The organism is Longimicrobium sp. (assembly GCF_048594345.1).
Taxonomy (GTDB): domain Bacteria; phylum Gemmatimonadota; class Gemmatimonadetes; order Longimicrobiales; family Longimicrobiaceae; genus Longimicrobium.
This window is the reverse complement of the sequence record NZ_JBMDXM010000251.1, coordinates 1-17,502: the sequence shown is the minus strand read 5'-3', so window position 1 is coordinate 17,502 and position 17,502 is coordinate 1. Positions and strand designations below refer to the sequence as shown.

14 protein-coding genes are annotated in these 17,502 nt (G+C 68.8%); 7 read left to right on the top strand and 7 right to left on the bottom strand.

What is annotated here, in order from left to right; genetic code table 11:
- Positions 1–134 precede the first annotated feature (134 nt).
- From ACOJUJ_RS26755 to ACOJUJ_RS26730, 6 genes are all read left to right on the top strand, one after another.
- Complete coding sequence (locus ACOJUJ_RS26755) at positions 135–1,565, top strand: class II fumarate hydratase (RefSeq protein WP_420129994.1); 1,431 nt, start codon at positions 135–137, stop codon at positions 1,563–1,565.
- A gap of 242 nt (positions 1,566–1,807) precedes the next feature.
- Entirely contained in the window at positions 1,808–2,323 is a 516-nt protein-coding gene (locus tag ACOJUJ_RS26750) for a hypothetical protein (RefSeq protein WP_420129993.1), read from the top strand.
- Positions 2,324–2,338: 15 nt separating this feature from the next.
- Positions 2,339–2,563: a hypothetical protein gene (locus tag ACOJUJ_RS26745; RefSeq protein WP_420129992.1), complete on the top strand. Its 225-nt coding sequence runs from the start codon at positions 2,339–2,341 to the stop codon at positions 2,561–2,563.
- A gap of 127 nt (positions 2,564–2,690) precedes the next feature.
- Complete coding sequence (locus tag ACOJUJ_RS26740) at positions 2,691–3,548, top strand: tryptophan 2,3-dioxygenase family protein (protein WP_420129991.1); 858 nt, start codon at positions 2,691–2,693, stop codon at positions 3,546–3,548.
- 341 nt (positions 3,549–3,889) lie between these two features.
- Positions 3,890–5,671: a methyl-accepting chemotaxis protein gene (locus tag ACOJUJ_RS26735; protein WP_420129990.1), complete on the top strand. Its 1,782-nt coding sequence runs from the start codon at positions 3,890–3,892 to the stop codon at positions 5,669–5,671.
- An 87-nt stretch (positions 5,672–5,758) separates the two neighbouring features.
- A complete protein-coding gene (locus ACOJUJ_RS26730; RefSeq protein ID WP_420129989.1) occupies positions 5,759–6,502 on the top strand; it encodes an MBL fold metallo-hydrolase in 744 nt (247 codons plus the stop codon).
- A 15-nt stretch (positions 6,503–6,517) separates the two neighbouring features.
- On the opposite strand, the gene ACOJUJ_RS26725 is transcribed toward ACOJUJ_RS26730, so the two are convergent.
- The 4 genes from ACOJUJ_RS26725 to lpdA all read right to left on the bottom strand — a co-directional run bounded on the left by ACOJUJ_RS26725 (position 6,518) and on the right by lpdA (position 9,990).
- Entirely contained in the window at positions 6,518–7,126 is a 609-nt protein-coding gene (locus ACOJUJ_RS26725) for a hypothetical protein (protein WP_420129988.1), read from the bottom strand.
- Positions 7,110–7,370 carry a hypothetical protein gene (locus ACOJUJ_RS26720; RefSeq protein ID WP_420129987.1) on the bottom strand — a complete coding sequence of 87 codons (261 nt, stop codon included), beginning with the start codon at positions 7,368–7,370 and terminating at the stop codon, positions 7,110–7,112. Before ACOJUJ_RS26720 ends, ACOJUJ_RS26725 begins: the two co-directional genes overlap by 17 nt.
- Positions 7,371–7,490: 120 nt before the next feature.
- On the bottom strand, positions 7,491–8,444 hold the full coding sequence (locus ACOJUJ_RS26715; protein ID WP_420129986.1) for a hypothetical protein: 954 nt from the start codon (positions 8,442–8,444) through the stop codon (positions 7,491–7,493).
- Between the two features lie 157 nt (positions 8,445–8,601).
- Complete coding sequence (gene lpdA, locus ACOJUJ_RS26710; protein ID WP_420129985.1) at positions 8,602–9,990, bottom strand: dihydrolipoyl dehydrogenase; 1,389 nt, start codon at positions 9,988–9,990, stop codon at positions 8,602–8,604.
- Positions 9,991–10,286: 296 nt separating this feature from the next.
- Between lpdA and ACOJUJ_RS26705 the strand changes: the two genes are divergently transcribed.
- Entirely contained in the window at positions 10,287–10,766 is a 480-nt protein-coding gene (locus tag ACOJUJ_RS26705) for a hypothetical protein (RefSeq protein WP_420129984.1), read from the top strand.
- A gap of 400 nt (positions 10,767–11,166) precedes the next feature.
- Here the strand turns inward: ACOJUJ_RS26705 and odhB are convergent, their stop codons facing one another.
- The 3 genes from odhB to ACOJUJ_RS26690 all read right to left on the bottom strand — a co-directional run.
- Complete coding sequence (odhB, locus tag ACOJUJ_RS26700) at positions 11,167–12,474, bottom strand: 2-oxoglutarate dehydrogenase complex dihydrolipoyllysine-residue succinyltransferase (RefSeq protein WP_420129983.1); 1,308 nt, start codon at positions 12,472–12,474, stop codon at positions 11,167–11,169.
- A 125-nt stretch (positions 12,475–12,599) separates the two neighbouring features.
- Entirely contained in the window at positions 12,600–15,467 is a 2,868-nt protein-coding gene (locus ACOJUJ_RS26695; RefSeq protein WP_420129982.1) for a 2-oxoglutarate dehydrogenase E1 component, read from the bottom strand.
- Positions 15,468–16,029: 562 nt separating this feature from the next.
- A partial coding sequence (locus tag ACOJUJ_RS26690; protein WP_420129981.1) for an N-acyl-D-amino-acid deacylase family protein occupies positions 16,030–17,502 on the bottom strand: 1,473 nt, incomplete at its 5' end.

The window sequence follows — 17,502 nt, the reverse complement described above, 5'->3', positions numbered from 1 at the left end:
CCGCCAGCGAATGGCGGGGCCTTTCTGCATCCACTGATTCAGGGTGAGCCGAATGGTTTGCGCACGGGGCGCGGCGGGTGCATTTTGCCGCGTCCCAAACGTGACCTCAACACGCACCGCCGCTGGATCAAGCCATGACGGATACGAACACCTCCGGCTTTCGCACCGAGCGCGACTCGCTGGGCGAGATGCAGGTTCCGGCCGACGCGCTGTACGGCCCGCAAACGCAGCGCGCCGTAGAGAACTTTCCCATCAGCGGCATCCGCTTTCCGCGCCGCTTCATCCACGCGCTGGGCACCATCAAGAAGGCCGCCGCGCAGGCCAACGCGGAGATGGGGCTGCTGGAGGCCGACATCGCCGACGCCATCGCCCGCGCGGCCGACGAGGTGATCGAGGGGCGGCTGGACGGCGAGTTCGTGCTGGACGTGTTTCAGACGGGCAGCGGCACCAGCAGCAACATGAACACCAACGAGGTGATCGCCACGCGCGCCACGCAGTTGCTGGGCGGCGGCCGCAAGGTACACCCCAACGACCACGTCAACATGGGGCAGAGCTCCAACGACGTGATCCCCACCGCCATGCACGTCTCCGGGCGCGTGGCCATTCACGAGGACCTGATCCCCGCGCTGGGCCGCCTGCGCGACGCTCTGCAGGCCAAGGCCGCCGAGTTCGACGACGTGGTCAAGAGCGGCCGCACGCACCTGATGGACGCCACGCCCGTGCGGCTGGGCCAGGAGTTCGCCGGCTACGCGTCGCAGCTGGAGCACGGCGTGCGCCGCCTGCGCAACGCGTCGGAGGAGCTGGCGGAGCTCGCACTGGGCGGCACCGCGGTGGGCACGGGGACCAACGCGGTTCCCGGCTTCCCCGCCCTGGCCATCCGCAAGATCAGCGAGAGCACGGGGCTGGAGTTCGTGGAGGCGGAGAACCACTTCGAGGCGCAGGGCGCCAAGGATGCCTACGTCTCCGCGTCCGGCGCCCTGAACACGCTGGCCGTGTCGCTGCTGAAGATCGCCAACGACATCCGCTGGCTGGCGAGCGGCCCTACGTCTGGCCTGGCCGAGATCACGCTGCCGGCCATCCAGCCGGGCTCGTCCATCATGCCGGGGAAGGTGAACCCGGTGATGAGCGAGGCGATGATGATGCTGTGCGCGCAGGTGATGGGGAACCACGTGGCGGTCACCGTGGGCGGGCAGCACGGCAACTTCGAGCTGAACGTGATGATGCCGGTGATGGCGCACAACTTCCTGCAGTCCGTCGCCATCCTGTCCAGCGGCTGCGACGCGTTCCGCGCCAACGCGGTGGAGGGGATCGGCGCCAACCGCGAGCGCTGCCGCGAGCTGCTGGAGAAGAACCCGTCCATCGCAACCGCACTCAACGCCTACATCGGCTACGACGAGGCGGCGGCGGTCGCCAAGGAGTCGGCCAAGAACAACGAGTCGGTTCGCACCGTGGTCAAGCGCCGGGGCCTGCTGAGCGACGAGCAGCTGGACACCGTGCTCAACGTACGCGAGATGACGGAGCCCGGCATCCCCGGCGGCGGCGTGGTGGGCGGCGGCGGGGGCTGACGCACCGCATCACGTGCTTGAAAGCGAAGGGCGGCCCTGCCTCGGGCCGCCCTTCTTGCTGTGCGTATCATTCTCTCAGAGCCGCGGCCGCACCCCTTGCGCGAAGTTGCTCACTCTGTACATCTTGATGCCGGAAACGAACAGAGTGCGCGATGCGTGGATTTAGAGACGGCCGATCCATTTCGTCCGGTGCTTGATCCAGCGCCCTCTGGAGACGAAGTTGAAAACGCGGGGTACGAGGGATGCGGGCGATTGGCTTTCACGGCACGAGCGAAGAAGCGGCGCAACGCATCCTGGCCTCCCGCTTCGAGATCAGCCGCAACGAGTACGACTGGCTGGGCGACGGGGCGTACTTCTTCCAGGATGCGCCCGTGCGTGCGATGGAATGGGCGCGCCAGCGGTTCGGCGACAACGCAGCCGTCATCGGCGCGGAAATCGATCTGGAAGACTGCATTGACCTGCTGGATGTGCCATGGCATGCTGAAATCGCGCGGGTCTACCCGCGCTATCTTGTAGAAGGTGAGCAGCAGGGGCGCTCATTACCACGTCAGAGTGCGGGCGCACACCGGCGGGACCGCGACGTGATGAACTACCTTATCGACCTGCTGGAGGAAAAGAATAGGGCCGTAAGTGGCGTACGAGCAGCGTTTTCTGAAGGAGAACCGGCATTCCCGGACTCGGCGCTGCTTGACCGATCGCACGTGCAGATCGCGATTCGTGCTCCGGAAGCGATTCTCCGGTCGTGGCGACTGGCATGAGCAGAGGAGGGTTATATGCTTGATCCGAAAGAGGCAGGTGCCATCTGGCAGAAGCACTTCGACACGGTGACGCCTGAAGAGTTCGTTTCCCGAGTAAAGCGCGTGAGTCCAGACCTCGCGCAGGAGATGTGGGGCGACCGCACCGTCGAGGAAATCTGCGCGGAGCGCCGACGCCCGGTGCGCAGAGCGCGGCGCGCATTCGCATCCTTCGGCCGCTCCGTCCTGCGGCTCTTCTCCTGACGAGCGGTTCCGCTGCATCATCCTTCCTAGATCATTTTCCGCGCGGCGGGTTTCGTGAACGGCCACGGGGGCGCAGATTGTCGCATCGCGCCGACGTAGCGCCGCCGTACCGTCTCTTCGCCGATCGATGAACGCCACCTCGTACACGCTTCCCTGCGGGCACACCGTCCGCGATCCTGGGCAGACCCACTACTGCACCTACCTGCGGCTGCCGGAACTGCTGGCGCTGCAGCCGCCGCCTGAGGCCACGCGGCACCCTGACGAGCACCTGTTCGTAGCGACCCACCAGTCGTTCGAGGTGTGGTTCAGCCAGCTGCGGGTAGACCTGCCGCGTGCGATCGAGGCGCTGGACCGGGACGACCTGGGGCTGGCGACGTGGCTGGTACAGCGCTTTACGGCCATCGTGCGGATGTTCTCGCCGATGATGCGCGTGCTGGAGACGATGACGCTGGGTGGGTTCTACGCCTTTCGCCACCACCTGGTCCCGGCCAGCGGCGGCGAGAGCGGGCAGTGGCACGAGATCGAGATCCTGTCCGGCGCGCGGGAGCCGGAGTTCCGCCGCTACCTGGAGTCGGAGATCCATCCCGACCCGTCCAGCGGCCCGCACTCGCGCCTGTGGACGGACGCGCTGGAGGTGCTGTGGGACGCGCCCTCGCTGGCGACGGCGGCGGCGGCGGCGTTCCAGCGGCGCGGCGTGACGGCGGCGGAGGCGTACGCGGCGTCGCACGGCCAGGGCGCGCACTGGGACCTGGTGCACCTTGCAGAGGCGCTGCTGGACTATGACGAGGAGGTGCGCTGCTGGCGCTTCGTCCACGCGCGGACGGCGGAGCGGACCATCGGGCCCGAGGTGGAGGGGACGGCGGCGTCTTCCGGCGTGCGCTACCTGGAGCGGATGGCCACGCACCGCGCCTCATTCTTCCCCTTCCTGTGGCGCGCCCGCGGCGAGCTGTGGCAGCGCGTGCAGCCGCCGGCGCCGCGCTCCTGAACCCGACGTCTGCGCGTTCCACGGCCGAATCCGGCGGGTTGAGAATCGGGGCGCCGCGCCGGTTGGCGCAATGCTGGTGAAGCGGACCGGACCGCTGCCTGCGTGGTATCAGGCGCGGATCGGACCGGTGTGGGCAGCAGCGTACGGATCATCGTGGATTCCGGCGGCGCGGAGTCCGCGACGTCCCTATCCTCCCCGTGACTCCGTGCCGATCTCGACTCTCCGAGGGGCTTCCCGCCTGAGACAGATCGTGGTACTGTAATTGTATCAGGTTTGTCCAAAGTCATCACCTGGCGCGGGGGAACGGTTCCGCGCATCCACCGCTCATCCCACGCTTCTCCATGATCGACGCGTCCCCTGCCGTCCGGCAGACTCTTGCTCTGCCAGGGCTCTCTGTCATCACGCCGCCGGACGTGCGCGGCGAAGGGCTGCTGGCCACCGGCTACCGCACGGCCGACCGGCTGCTGCGCCGCCTGCTGATCGCGCACCTGCTGCTGGTGCTCGCGCTGGCGCCGCTGAACGGAACATGGCGCGAGGCGCTGCTCTTTGGGGTGCCCATCATCACGCTGGGCTGGTTCGTGGCGTGGCGATGGGAGGGGCGGCTGGCGGCGCGGATGGGGATCGCCACGGCGCTGCTGAGCGTGTCGGCACTCATCATCCACCAGACGGGGGGGATGATCGAGATGCACTTTCACATCTTCGCCATCCTCGCCTTTCTTCTGCTCTACCGTGACTGGCGGGTACCCGTGGTGGGTGCGGCGGTCGTGGCGGGGCATCACGTCCTCTTCAACCTGCTGCAGGCGCAGGACCACGGCGCGATGATCTTCAACCACGGGACCGGGTGGGGGATCGTGGCCGTGCACGCCGGCTGGGTGGTGTTCGAGGTGGCGATCCTGGTCTACATGGCGCGGCTGCTGGCGGCGGAAACGCGCGCCGCCGAGGGGCTGGTGAGGCTGGCCACGCGCATGGGCGACGGCGACCTGACGGCGCGCGCGGACGGCGGCGCGGGCGCGGTGGGCGACGCCGTGCAGGCGGTGAACCGTGGGACGGAGCGGCTGGCGGAGTCGGTGCGCGACGTGCGCAATCGCGCGACGGAGGTCGCGGACGTGGCGCTAACCTTTACCGCCGCGGCGGACCACGTGACGGGCGCGGCGGAAGAGGTGGCGCGGGCGCTGGGCGAAGTCAGCGCCGGGTCGCAGGAGCAGGCGCTGAACACGCAGCAGATGGCGACCACGCTGGGGCAGATGGCGCGCTCCATCGGCAGCGTGGCCAGCCGCTCGCAGGGGGCCGCGCAGGCGTCGCAGCGGGCGGTGGGCGTGGCGCGCGACGGCTCGCGGGTGATCGAGGACGCGGTGGGACGGCTGCAGGCCATCCGCCAGACGGTGCTGGACGCGGCGGGGGAGATCGGCGAACTGGGAGCGTACAGCGACCGGGTGCAGCACATTACCCGGGTCATCGACGACATGGCGGCGCAGACCAACCTGCTGGCGCTGAACGCCGCCATCGAGGCCGCGCGCGCCGGCGAGCACGGGCGCGGCTTTGCCGTGGTGGCGGAAGAGGTGCGCAAGCTGGCCACGCAGTCCGGCGAGAGCGCGCGTGAGGCGGCCAACATCATCCGCGACGTGCAGGCGCTCACCGGCCGCGCGGTGAACAGCATGCAGCGCGGCACGGCCGAGGTGAACGCCGGCGCGTCACTGGCCAGCGACGCGGGTGGCGCCCTGCGCGTGATCGTGGCGATGGTGGAGCAGACGGTGGGTGACCTGGCCGGCATCTCCAGCGCGGCGGAGCAGATGGCGCAGGCCAGCCGCGCGGCGCTTTCCGGCGCGGGAGTGGACCCGGCGGCGGTGGAAGCCGGCGCGGCGGACGCGCTGGACGTGCTCACGCTGCTCTCGCGCAGCAACGCCAGCGCGGCGGAGTCGGCCGCGGCGGCGGTGGAGGAGATCAACGCTTCCATGGAGGAGATGAGCGCCTCCGCCAGCGAGCTGTCGCAGATCGCGGGCGAGCTGCAGGCGGGCGTGGGCCGCTTCCGCACGGGGGACGACGCCGAAGCGCCCGCGCAGCCGGTGGCGTTCGCCCCGCCGCGGCTGGTGAACCTCAACGCCCGGCACGCCGCCGCGGCCTGAACCGCGGCCCCGCACGGGGGTATGCCCGCCGGTCCGCCCTCGCACGACGGGGCGGGCCGGCGGTCTTCGCTTTCCCCGATCCTCCCCATGCCCAGACGACTCGCCCTCGTCCTTTCGCTGCTGCTCCTGGCCGGGTGCACCATGAACCTGCGCCAGGTGGAGGGGCCGGACGCCAACGCCATCCCCACCACCTGGCCCACGCAGAGCCTGGTGTTCGCCGCGCGCACGGCGGACGGCGTGTTCGTGGTGGACCTGGGGTGGGGCGGGGCCGACCGCGCGCTGCGGCGCGGGCTGGCGCAGATCGGCGCGCGGCCGGAGGACGTGACGGACGTGTTCGTGACGCACAGCCACCGCGATCACATCATGGCGTGGCCGCTGGTGCGCCACGCGCGCTTTCACATGATGGCGGCGGAGGTGCCGCTCTTCGAGAGCACGCTGGCGCACGCGGACGTCCCCTCGCGCGCCGTGGCCGCGGTGCGCGGGGACGTGGGGCCCTGGCCGGGCGAGGTGGCCGTGCGGTCGTTCTCGGGCGATACGACGTTCGTGATGGGAACGGACACCATCCGCGCCTTTGTGGTGCCCGGCCACACGGCGGGGAGCACGGCGTACCTGTACCGCGGCGTGCTGTTCGCCGGCGACGCCATCTCGCGCCCGTACCACACCGGCTTTGGCCCCGGGATGGGGATTTTTACCGAGGACCGGGCGCGCAACCACGCCGAGCTGGTCTCCCTCTTCGAGCGCCTGCGCCCGTACGACGTGCGATGGGTGTGCACCGCCCACGCCAAGTGCGCCCGCCCCGACGAGCGCTTCATCCGCAAAGTCCTGCGCTGACGCGAGAAGGCCACCTCACCCCGCGGGCCTTTCGCGTTCTGCGGCGGCCAGTTTCGCGTCGACGACCTCTTTCCATCGCAGCTTCGCAGCAGACCAGGGTTCCTGCAGTCCACGGGCCGCGACCTCCCGCTCGATCATCTCGAAATCGACATTCCCGCGCAATCCATAAAGAAGACTGACGATGTCTTCCAGGTGTCGCTGCGGTTGACCGTATTGATAGTAATCCAACTTCATGATGATCAGCTCCTCGGGTGGAGAATAGTTGGCTTCTCCCGATTCGCTCACCAACCGCCGCGCACGTTTGATCTGATTCTGCTGGATGGCTTCCGCAGGGATGTAGATATCCACCTTTACGCCGGATTCGTGGTGGATGATGTTGAACTGGCTGCGCTCGCGCACCGCCTGCCGGATCGCCACCTCATCGATGTAGAAGTCGGCGTGAGGAAACCTGGCCATGAACGCACTCACCTTCTCCAGCGGTAGGTCAACGACAATGTCGACGTCACGCGTGAAGCGCGGGGTTCCGTAGGCAGACGCAGCCATAGAGCCGCCGATCGCGTAAGGGAGCTCCAGATCCTCAATCTGCCGAACGGTGTAGACCTGCAGATCAATCGCTGTGTCCACGATACCTCCGGGCTACTTCCCGCTTCACTTGCATGTCTGACCAGTCAGGATGCTGGTGGCGCACACCCGCCGTCATGGTCTCGCGGGCAGAACGCATCATGTCCGCAACCGCCTTCAATCGGCGCGCCGGCGTCCATGAAGCATAGATGTCAAGCAGACGATAATCCTGACGCTCAATCCTTATCTCCTCGCGCACGCCGTTACGCGTCGTGAAGATCCCGGTTCTTGAATCCAATTCTCGCATGTGAGCTCCGCCGCGGGTTTCGTCAGTACACTATTGTACACTAATCCTAACGACAACAGAACACCGCGTCCCCCCAAACCAGCCGGACGCGGTGCCTTTCATCGAGGGACAGACCACTCCCTACCCTGCCGCTTCGGCGCGGTCGCGAACGACTTCGAGGATGTTGCCCTGGATCTGGCGCATCACGAAGTCGGTCCAGAGCGAGGCGTAGGCGTTGAAGTGCGTGCTGAGCCGGTGCGTGCTCCACAGGCGCAACTCCACCTCTCCGGGGGCGACGGGGACGATCTCGTAGGTGCCGTCCAGCACGTCGAAGTACTCGCCGCCCACGGTGACGTGCTGGTCCAGCGTCTTTGTGGGGATGCTGTCGACGGCGATGGTAAAGGAAAGGCGCTGCTGCGGCACCCAGTCGATCACCGTCTCGCGGAACAGCACGCCGCGCTCAAAGCTGGCCTCGCGCACGCCGCCCACGCCCTCGTGCGAAAGCGTGGCCTCGATGGGGCGCGGAAAGCCGATGCGGTGGATGAAGGTGGTGCGGTACTCCTCCGGCCGGATGGCGGGGACGCGGATGATCTGCTGCCACACCGTGGGCGCGTCGGCCTGGATGCGGATGCGGTTCTCCACCACGCGCCGCGACTGCATCTGCGGCAGCCGCTGCTCCAGCGGACCCGCCATGTACGGCAGGGCGAGCACCGTGAGGAATGCCGTAGCGCGCAGCTGCCGGTTGCGGATGGACTGGACGATGACGGCCAGCGCGCCGCCCGCCAGCGCCATCACGAAGAAGACCGGCGTCATCATCACCACGCAGATCAGCCCCTCCACGCCCACGGCCAGCACGGTGACCAGCAGCATGGCGGTCGCGGTCACCGCGAGGAGCACCGCGGAGAACGCGCGCCGCTTCTCCGGCGGCGCGCCCGCGACGGCCGCGTATCCCACGGCCAGCGGCACCAGAAAGATGAAGGTGAAGGTCATCGGCTCCGCGATGGGGAGCGATTCGCTGAACGCCAGCCGGCCGATCAGGCCGTACACCACGGCCCCCACCAGGGTGGAGACGATCGTGCGCTTGTTGAGGAGCATCGTGGAGGCTCCGGATCTGGAGACGAAGGAGTAAACGCGGTTTTGAACGCGTTCATTTGAACGAGTTCAAGATGGTGCGGATCGATCCCGAACGCAAGAAAAATCGCCGCGACCCGGGTAGAGCGCGGCGATTCGCCTGTGGTGGCGCGGAAAAGCGTCAGATGTGGATGGCGCGGCCGCCGGCGGCGAGGGCGGCTTCCTTGACCGCCTCGGGGAGCGTGGGGTGCGCGTGCACGGTCATGGCGATGTCCTCGGCGCTGCTGTGGAACTCCATCGCCAGCGCGGCCTCGGCGATCATGTCGCTGGCGCGCGGGCCAAGGATGTGAAGGCCCAGCAGCCGGTCCGTCTTTGCGTCCGCGATCACCTTCACCATGCCGTCGGTCTCGGCCATGGCGCGGGCGCGGCCGTTGGCCTGGAAGGGGAACTTGCCCACGCGGTACTCGCGCCCGGCGGCCTTGGCCTCTTCCTCCGTCATCCCCACGGACGCGATCTCGGGCCAGGTGTAGACCACGTTGGCCACGGCGTCGTAGTTGATGTGGCCGTGGTTTCCCGCGGCAAACTCCACCGCCGCCACGCCCTCTTCCTCCGCCTTGTGGGCCAGCATCCGCCCGCCGATGGCGTCGCCGATGGCATAGACGCTGCCGACGCCGGTGTGAAAGTGCTCGTCCACCTGGATGACCCCGCGCTCCAGCCGCACACCCGCCTCCTCGAAGCCCATCCCTTCCGTGTACGCGCGCCGCCCGACCGCGACGAGCACGTAGTCGGCCTCGATCGGCTCCTGCCCATCCACCGAGACGACCACCTTGTCGCCCTTCCGCTCCGCGCCCGTAACGCGCGTGCCGGTGCGCAGCTCGAAACCCTCTTTGCGGAAGATGCGGTCGGCGGCGCGCACGATCTCGGCGTCCATGCCGGGAAGGATGGTCGGCGCCATCTCCAGCACGGTCACCTTGGCGCCCAGCCGCAGCCAGACGCTCCCCAGCTCCATCCCGATCACGCCGCCGCCCACAACGACCAGGTGCCCAGGGACTTCGGGGATGGTGAGCGCGCCCGTGCTGTCGATGATGCGCTCGTGGTCAAACTTGAGGAACGGCAGCTCCACGGGGACGGAGCCGCTGGCCAGGATCACGTGCTTCGCCCGCAGCGTACGCGCGCCGCCCTCACCCTGCACCTCGACCGTCTCGGGCGAAGTGAGCCGGCCGAAGCCGCGCACCCACTCGATCTTGTTCTTCTTGAACAGGAACGCGACGCCATCCGTGTTCGCCTTGACCACCGCGTCCTTGCGGGCGTGCATCTTCGCGACGTCCATCGTCGGCTCGTCGACGGTGATGCCGTGCAGCTTCGATTTATGGCGGATCTGGTCGAACAGCTCGGTGCTGTCCAGCAGCGCCTTGCTGGGGATGCACCCCACGCGCACGCAGGTGCCGCCCAGCGCGCTTTCCTTTTCCACGCAGGCGGTCTTGAAGCCCAGCTGCGCGGCGCGGATGGCGGCCACGTAGCCGCCTGGCCCGCCGCCCAGGACGATGAGGTCGAACGTATCTTCAGCCATCGGAAACCGAGTGCGTGAGTGCGGAAGTGCGTGGGTGCGGGAGTTGGTCCCGCCGCACGGATCCTTTTCGTGTGCGTTGATATCCCGCACCCGCTGCGGGTGCGGCGGACGGAAGCATGGGGCGCGGCGCGGCGTCAGGCAAGGCGCGCGGATGCATCCGGACGCGGGTGAGCGCCCGTATCCACCGATTGAACGACGACCCTCACGCGCTGCGGCGTTTGCCTCATCCTTGCATTGCGTGGATGGGGATCTCGGCGCAGGGGTGAACAAAGGTTACAAGCGATGGGGGGCTACCGGTGCAACTGGTTCTGCGTTATCTGGAATTGTGGCTGAGCGCGCTGGGTGTGGCGGTGATCCTGTTCCTGCCGTCGCTGGTGGGCGTATCGCGCGAGAACTACTGGCACGTGACGGCGCTGGTGGCGATCTCGGTCGGCGTGGTGCACGGGCTCATCTTCTGGAGCGTGCACCGGCGGCAGCGGATGGTGCGCGACCGCACGGTGGCGCAGGTGCGCGCCATGCTGCGCGACGACATCCACAAGCAGGTCGCGGCGCTGCTGACCATGGATTCGCGCGCTACAGACCGGCAGCGCGTGCAGCTGGACGGCGTATTCGATTCCATGATCCTGCTGGACCACATGCTTGAGTCGCTTTCCACCGAACGGCTGCGCGACTGGACGGGCTCGGATGAAGGGCGCGTGGAGATCGAGAAGGGAACGCGGCAGGCGCCGTCCGGACGCGCGCCCGGCCTGCACGTGCACCGCGATTCACAGAACTGACACCGGCGCGCCCATCTTGCCGAGAGGAGCCGGCGGGCTTTCAGGGAATGGCCTCACACAGAGTTAACAGAGTCAACAGAGTTGAGTCCGGTCTAAGAAGTCACGAATGCCGTTCTCCACGTCAACGTGGAGAAAAATGGGTCTCAAGAATGCTCTCAGACGGCCGATCGTGACTTCAGGATAGTGCGCAGGACCCTGAAATCTGGGGTGTCGACCGCCAATGCGGACTGTTAGACCGGACTCAGAGTTTGTTCATCGCGCAGGACAAACTCTGTTGACTCTGTTAACTCTGTGTGAGGAATTTCTTTTCCGTCCCTCCCAAACACGAAGAACCCGCCGCCAGGCGACAGGCCCTTCGTCTCATCCACGTACGCACTCACGCACTACCGCACTGCCGAGCTCAGCCCTCCAGCAGCATCGTGGTGGGATCCTCGATCATCCGCTTGACCGTCACCAGAAAGCGAACCGCCTCGCTGCCGTCCACGATGCGGTGATCGTAGGTCAGCGCAACGTACATGATGGGCCGGATCTCGATGGCGCCGTTCACCACCACCGGGCGCTCCACGATGTTGTGCATCCCCAGAATGCCCACCTGCGGCGGGTTCAGGATCGGCGTGGAGAGCATGGAACCGAACACGCCGCCGTTGGTGATGGTGAAGGTGCCGCCCTGCAGCTCGTCCAGCGCGAGCTTGCCGTCCTTGGCGCGGGTGCCCAGGTCGGCGATGGTCTTTTCCAGCCCCGCGAAGCTCAGCCGGTCGGCGTCGCGCACCACGGGCACCACCAGCCCCTCCTCCGCGCCCACGGCGATGCCGATGTCGTAGTACTGCTTCAGGACGATCTCGTCGCCCTGGATCTCGGCGTTGAGCCGCGGAAACTGCCGCAGCGCACCGATCACCGCCTTGGTGAAGAACGACATGAAGCCCAGCTTGATGCCGTTGCGCTTCACGAAGTCGTCCTGCCGCGCCTTGCGCAGGTCCATGATAGCCTTGAGGTCCACCTCGTTGAAGGTGGTAAGGCTGGCCGTGGTCTGCTGCGCCTCCACCAGACGCCGCGCGATAGTCTGCCGGCGGCGCGACATCCGCTGCCGCTCCTCGCGTCCCCCCGCGGCCGCGGGCGCCGGCTTCGCGGGGGCCGCGGATTGCGCGGGCGCGGCGGGCTGGGCCGGAGCAGCGGGCTGAGCCGGTGCGGCCTCGGCGGGCTGCGAGGCGCGGGCGCGGCCGTCCTCGATCACCTTGAGCACGTCTTCCTTGGTCACGCGCCCGTTGGGGCCGCTGCCACGGATGGTGGCTACGTCCAGTCCGTGCTCCGCCACCAGCGCGCGCACCGCCGGCGACGTCTGTGCGTCCGCCGAGCCGCCGGCCGCGGCCTCCGCCGGAGCGGCAGCCTGCGCCGCGGCGGCGGGCTCCTGCGCCTTTTCCTCGTAGCGCGCGGAGGCGGTCTGTCCCGCGGCATCCGCGGGCGTGGCGCCGTCCGCGGCCTCAAGCGAGCCCAGCAGCTCGTTCACGCCGACGGTGTCGCCCTCGTTCTTCTGGATCTTGCCCAGGACGCCGGCCGCCTGCGCGGCGACTTCGACGGTGATCTTGTCCGTCTCCAGCTCCACCAGGATCTCGTCCTTGGCGACGGAATCCCCCTCCTTCTTGGTCCACCGGCCCACCGTGGCTTCTACGACGGACTCACCCAGGGGCGGAACTCGGATCTCAACGGCCATTCGTCTGCTCCGGTACGTTCTGCATCGAAAGAAGAAGGGCAGGCTACAGGCGGCAGGTCGCAGCCTGCAACGGCACGTGCCGTCGCAGGCTGTTCCCTATTCCCTGTTCCCAATTCCCTGCAGTTTCACTTGCGCTTGCCGATCAGCTTCTCGCCGCCGCGCGCGGGCGACCCCACCTCGGGCGCGCCGCCCAGCGCGGCGAACACGATGCGGTTCTGCTCCTGCTGGTGGCGGTGCTGATAGCCTTCCGCCGGGCTGGCGCGATCCGCGCGGCCCACGTAGCGGACCGGCACGTCCAACGCGTCCACCAGCCGCGGCGCCACGTACGTCCACGCGCCCATGTTCCGCGGCTCCTCCTGCACCCACACGATCTCCCGCAGGTTGGGATACGTGGCCGCGAGCGCGGCGATCTCCTCCACCGGGAAGGGATACAGCTCCTCCACCCGGGCAATGGCCACGCGGTCGATCCCCTCCACCGCCGCGCGCTCCTTGCGTTGATCGTCGCTGCTGCCCACCAGGTCCACGTACACCTTCCCCGAGCACAGCAGCAGCCGCGTCACGCCCTCCGCCCGTTCCGCCGCGACGGGATCCGCGATCACCGGCTGAAAGGTGCCCTGCGCCAGCTGATCGATGCTGGACGCGGCCAGCGGGTGGCGCAGCAGGCTCTTGGGGCTCATCACCACCAGCGGCCGCGGGTCGGCGTGCAGCATGGCGGCCTGGCGGCGCAGCAGGTGAAAGTAGTTGGCCGACGTGGTGCAGTTGGCCACGCGCAGGTTGTTCTCCGCGCACAGCTGAAGAAAGCGCTCCAGCCGGGCGCTGCTGTGCTCCGGCCCCTGGCCCTCGTAGCCGTGGGGAAGGAGGAGTGTAAGCCCTGAGCGCTGCTGCCACTTCTGGTACGACGCGGCCAGGTACTGGTCGATGATGACCTGCGCGCCGTTCACAAAGTCGCCAAACTGTGCCTCCCACAGCACCAGCGCTTCGGGATCGCCCACGCTGTAGCCGTACTCAAAGCCCACCACCGCCATCTCCGAGAGCGGCGAGTTGTGGATCTCGAAGCTGGCCTTTGCCTGCGGCAGCGTGTGAAAGACGTTGAGCCGCGCCCCGGTGTTGGCGTCGCGCAGCACGGCGTGCCGGTGGCTGAAGGTGCCGCGCTCCACGTCCTGCCCCGTCATCCGCACGGGCGTGCCCTCCGCCAGCAGCGACGCGAACGCCAGCGCCTCGGCGTGCCCCCAGTCGATGTTGCGCTCGCCGTTCTCGGCCTCGCCACGCTTCTGCAGCACCTTCTCCAGGCGCGCGTTGGGCGCGAAGCCCTCCGGCCGGGTCAGCAGGGCGCGATTCAGCTCCAGCAGCGTGTCCTTTGCCACGGCCGTGGCGCGAGGCGGCTTGCCGTTGCGCGAGGGCGGCTCGTCGTGCACCGTCACCTTTGGCGCTTCGCCCAGCGACTCCAGCTCGCGCCCCAGCTCGTCCAGCACCCGCTGGTAGGCCGCGTCGGCCTCCGCCTGCGTCATCACCCCCTCGTCCACCAGCCGCCTGGCGAACGCCTCGCGGGCGGTGGGGTGGTCCTTGATGATGCCGTACATCACGGGCTGGGTGAAGAGCGGCTCGTCGCCCTCGTTGTGCCCCCAGCGTCGGTAGCCGACCAGGTCGATCAGGAAGTCCTTGCCCCACCGCTGCCGGTACGCGTACGCCAGGCGGGCCACGGACAGGCACGCCTCGGCGTCGTCCGCGTTCACGTGCACCACCGGCACCTCGAAGCCCTTGGCCACGTCGCTGGAGTAGCGGGTGGAGCGCCCCTGCTGCGGGTCGGTGGTAAAGCCGACCTGGTTGTTGGCGATGATGTGGATGGTGCCGCCCACCGTGTAGCCGGGGAGCGACTGCATGTTGAGCGTTTCGGGAACGGTGCCCTGCCCCGGGAACGCCGCATCGCCGTGGATGACGACGGCCACGCCGCGCGCGCGCTCCAGCCGTGGCGCGCCGGGCGCCGAGGTGTCGTCCTGGGCGGCGCGCGTCATCCCCACCACCACCGGGTTCACGAACTCCAGGTGGCTGGGGTTGGGCGAAAGGCGCACGCGCACCGTGCGGCCGCGCACCTCGCGCTGGTCGGCCCACCCCATGTGGTACTTCACGTCGCCGGAAGGCTCGTCCGAGTTCTGCTGCTCGTCCTTGCCCACGGCCTGCTGCGCCACCTTGAAGCCGGCCAGCATCATCGCGTACGGCTTGCCCAGCACGTGGGTGAGCACGTTCAGCCGCCCGCGGTGCGCCATGCCGATCAGCACGTCGTCCGCGCCCGCGGCGGCGGCTTCGCCAATGATCTCGTCCAGGATGGGGACCATGGCGTCGGTCCCCTCGATGGAAAAGCGCTTCTGCCCGAAGAACGCGCGGTGAAGGAAGCGCTCGAAGCCCTCTACCTGCGACAGCCGGTCCAGCAGGGCGCGCTTGCGCTCTGCCGGCAGCGGCCGCGAGTAAGCGCCGCTCTCGATGGCCTCGCGAAGCCAGGCGCGCTCGTCCGGGTCGGGCAGGTGCAGGAACTCGTATCCCACGGTGCCCATGTAGATGCGCCGCAGCCGCTGGATCTCGTCCAGCGCGCTGGCGGAGCGCGGGTCGTGGCCGTAGACGGTGCGCGGCGGAAGCTGCGCCAGCTCCGCCTCGGTAAGGTTGTAGCGGGCGATGTCCAGCACCGGGTCGGGCGCGGGATTGGCGCCCAGCGGGTCCAGGCGCGCGGCGGTGTGGCCGCGCGCGCGGATGGTGCGCCCCAGCTCGCGCGCGGAGAACAGCCGGTCCAGGTCGGGCGTGGCTCCCGGCGCGGACGCAGCCGGTCCGGACGCCGCGGGCGGCGGAGCTCCGGCGGCGTCGAGCGCCGCGAGGTCCGCGGGCGAGATGGATGCAAAGTATGCGCGCCACCCCTCGTCCACCGAGGCGGGATCGCGCTGAAAGCGCTCGTACAGCTCGAGCACGTAGCCCGCGTTGGGGCCGTGAAAGCGAAGCTCTGCCATGGGTCCAGCCCTCGTGGTGGCGCATCACGCGTGTGCGGATGCGCCCGTAAGCCCTGCCGCCCTTTCTGGCGGGCGGAGGGCAAGCCGGCCTGAATTTATGCGGCGGCGGCCCCTGCCGCCACCAGCACGCCGCGTCCGCGGAAACGCGTGACGCACGGCGCGGACCGGACGCGCGTCAACGGGGCGCGCGGAGGGGGCGCGGCGGGGGCCTCTCGACTGGTGGAAGCGGGTTGCCGTGGCAGGATTGTGGCTCGACGAATGACATCGAACGGGCGTCCGCCGCGGTGCCCCTCCCCCGGCCCCTCCCCGTTCGTTCCTCACGGAGAGGGGAGAACAGATCCCGCTTCGGTAAGGTGCGTCGCACCTCCCTTCCCCACGCAGTTTGCCGCAGTTTGTGGGGGAGGGTCGGGGAGGGGGCCGGCTCACCATCCCGCACCGCATTCTCCAAAACACTCCGAACCGTACGTTCGCGCCTCCCCCTCTCCGTGAGGAACGAACGGGGAGGGGGCCGGGAGGAGGGGCACCCCGCCGCCGCAGTTCGATGCCTGTTGGGTTTCCCCGCTTACCGCCCGCCGCCCCGCCGCAGCGCCCGCCCGGACCGCTCCCCCGTCACCTGCGCGTCGCGCAGCACGGGGACGCCGTTCACGATCACGTGCTCGATCCCCACGCTGGTCTGCACCGGGTCCTCGAAGGTGCCGCGGTCGCAGACGGTGGCCGGGTTGAAGATGGTGAGGTCCGCGAACATCCCTTCCTTGACCACGCCACGGTCGTCCAGCCCCACGCGCGCCGCCGGCAGCGAGGTGAACTTGCGGATGGCGTCCGGCAGCGTGATCACGTTCCGCTCGCGCACGTAGCGGCAGAGGATGCGGGGGAACGATCCGTACGCGCGCGGATGCGGCTTTCCCTGCACCGTGCTGTCCGCCGCCCGCGCCCCCGCATCGATTCCCACCATGATCCACGGCTGGCGCATGGCGTATTCGATGTCCTCCTCCGACATGGAGAAGTAGATGGCGGACGTGGAGGCTTTGTCCGCCAGCAGGATGTCGAACAGCGCGTCAACCACCTCCTGCCCGCGCGCCTCCGCCACCTGGTTCAGCCGCATCCCCTGGTAGCGCCGCAGGCTGTCCTCGCCCACGCCCGCGATCATCACCCCCTGCGGCCCGCCCGCCGACGCGCCGATGTTCCAGTCCGTGCCGCCCGCCGTAAGCTCCGTGCGAAGGCGCGCACGGGTGGCGGGATCGGAAAGGCGCGCCAGCAGCGAGTCGTTGCCGCCCGCGTGCGCCCAGTTGGGGATGATGGCGTCCAGCCCGGTGCCGCTGGCGGGGTACGGATACTGGTCCGCCGTCACGTCCACGCCGCGCGAACGGGCAGATTCGATGGCGGCCACCGCCTGCGGCATCTTCCCCCAGTTGGGGTGTCCGGACGCCTTCAGGTGGTGCACCTGCACCCACGTCCCCGCTTCTTCGCCGATGCGGATGGCCTCGTTCACCGCCTCAACCAGCCGGTCGCCTTCGGAGCGGATGTGCGACGCGTACCCGCCACCGTACCGCGCCGCCACCCGCGCCAACTCGATGATCTCCTCCGTGGTCGCGTACGAAGCGGGCGCGTAGATCAGCCCGGACGAAAGCCCCATCGCGCCATCCTCCATCGCGTCCGCGACCAGGGCGCGCATGGTGTCCAGCTCCGCCGGCGTGGGCGCGCGGTCCGCGTCCCCCATCACGTAGCGCCGCACCGAGCCCACGGTGACGAAAGTGCCCAGGTTGATGGCGGGGCGGGCCGCCTCCAGCGCGCGGAAGTAGCCGTCCAGGTCGCTCCACGGGACCGAATCGCGCCCCAGTTCGCACAGCGTGTTCCGGTTCACCGGAACCACGCTGGTCACTTCGCCGGTGATTTCGCTGGTGATCCCCTGCGTGATCTTGCTGACGGCGCGGCCGTCCCGCAGCAGCGGGTACTCCGAGTGCCCCAGCATGTCGATCCACCCCGGCGAGACCACCAGCCCCGTCGCGTCGATGGTGTCGCGCGCCGTTGCGCCACG

Coding starts and splice junctions, on each gene's coding strand:
- ACOJUJ_RS26755 (WP_420129994.1), top strand. CDS start 135: ATGACGGATACGAACACCTCCGGCTTTCGCACCGAGCGCGACTCGCTG.
- ACOJUJ_RS26750 (WP_420129993.1), top strand. CDS start 1,808: ATGCGGGCGATTGGCTTTCACGGCACGAGCGAAGAAGCGGCGCAACGC.
- ACOJUJ_RS26745 (WP_420129992.1), top strand. CDS start 2,339: ATGCTTGATCCGAAAGAGGCAGGTGCCATCTGGCAGAAGCACTTCGAC.
- ACOJUJ_RS26740 (WP_420129991.1), top strand. CDS start 2,691: ATGAACGCCACCTCGTACACGCTTCCCTGCGGGCACACCGTCCGCGAT.
- ACOJUJ_RS26735 (WP_420129990.1), top strand. CDS start 3,890: ATGATCGACGCGTCCCCTGCCGTCCGGCAGACTCTTGCTCTGCCAGGG.
- ACOJUJ_RS26730 (WP_420129989.1), top strand. CDS start 5,759: ATGCCCAGACGACTCGCCCTCGTCCTTTCGCTGCTGCTCCTGGCCGGG.
- ACOJUJ_RS26720 (WP_420129987.1), bottom strand. CDS start 7,370: ATGCGAGAATTGGATTCAAGAACCGGGATCTTCACGACGCGTAACGGC.
- ACOJUJ_RS26715 (WP_420129986.1), bottom strand. CDS start 8,444: ATGCTCCTCAACAAGCGCACGATCGTCTCCACCCTGGTGGGGGCCGTG.
- lpdA (WP_420129985.1), bottom strand. CDS start 9,990: ATGGCTGAAGATACGTTCGACCTCATCGTCCTGGGCGGCGGGCCAGGC.
- odhB (WP_420129983.1), bottom strand. CDS start 12,474: ATGGCCGTTGAGATCCGAGTTCCGCCCCTGGGTGAGTCCGTCGTAGAA.
- ACOJUJ_RS26695 (WP_420129982.1), bottom strand. CDS start 15,467: ATGGCAGAGCTTCGCTTTCACGGCCCCAACGCGGGCTACGTGCTCGAG.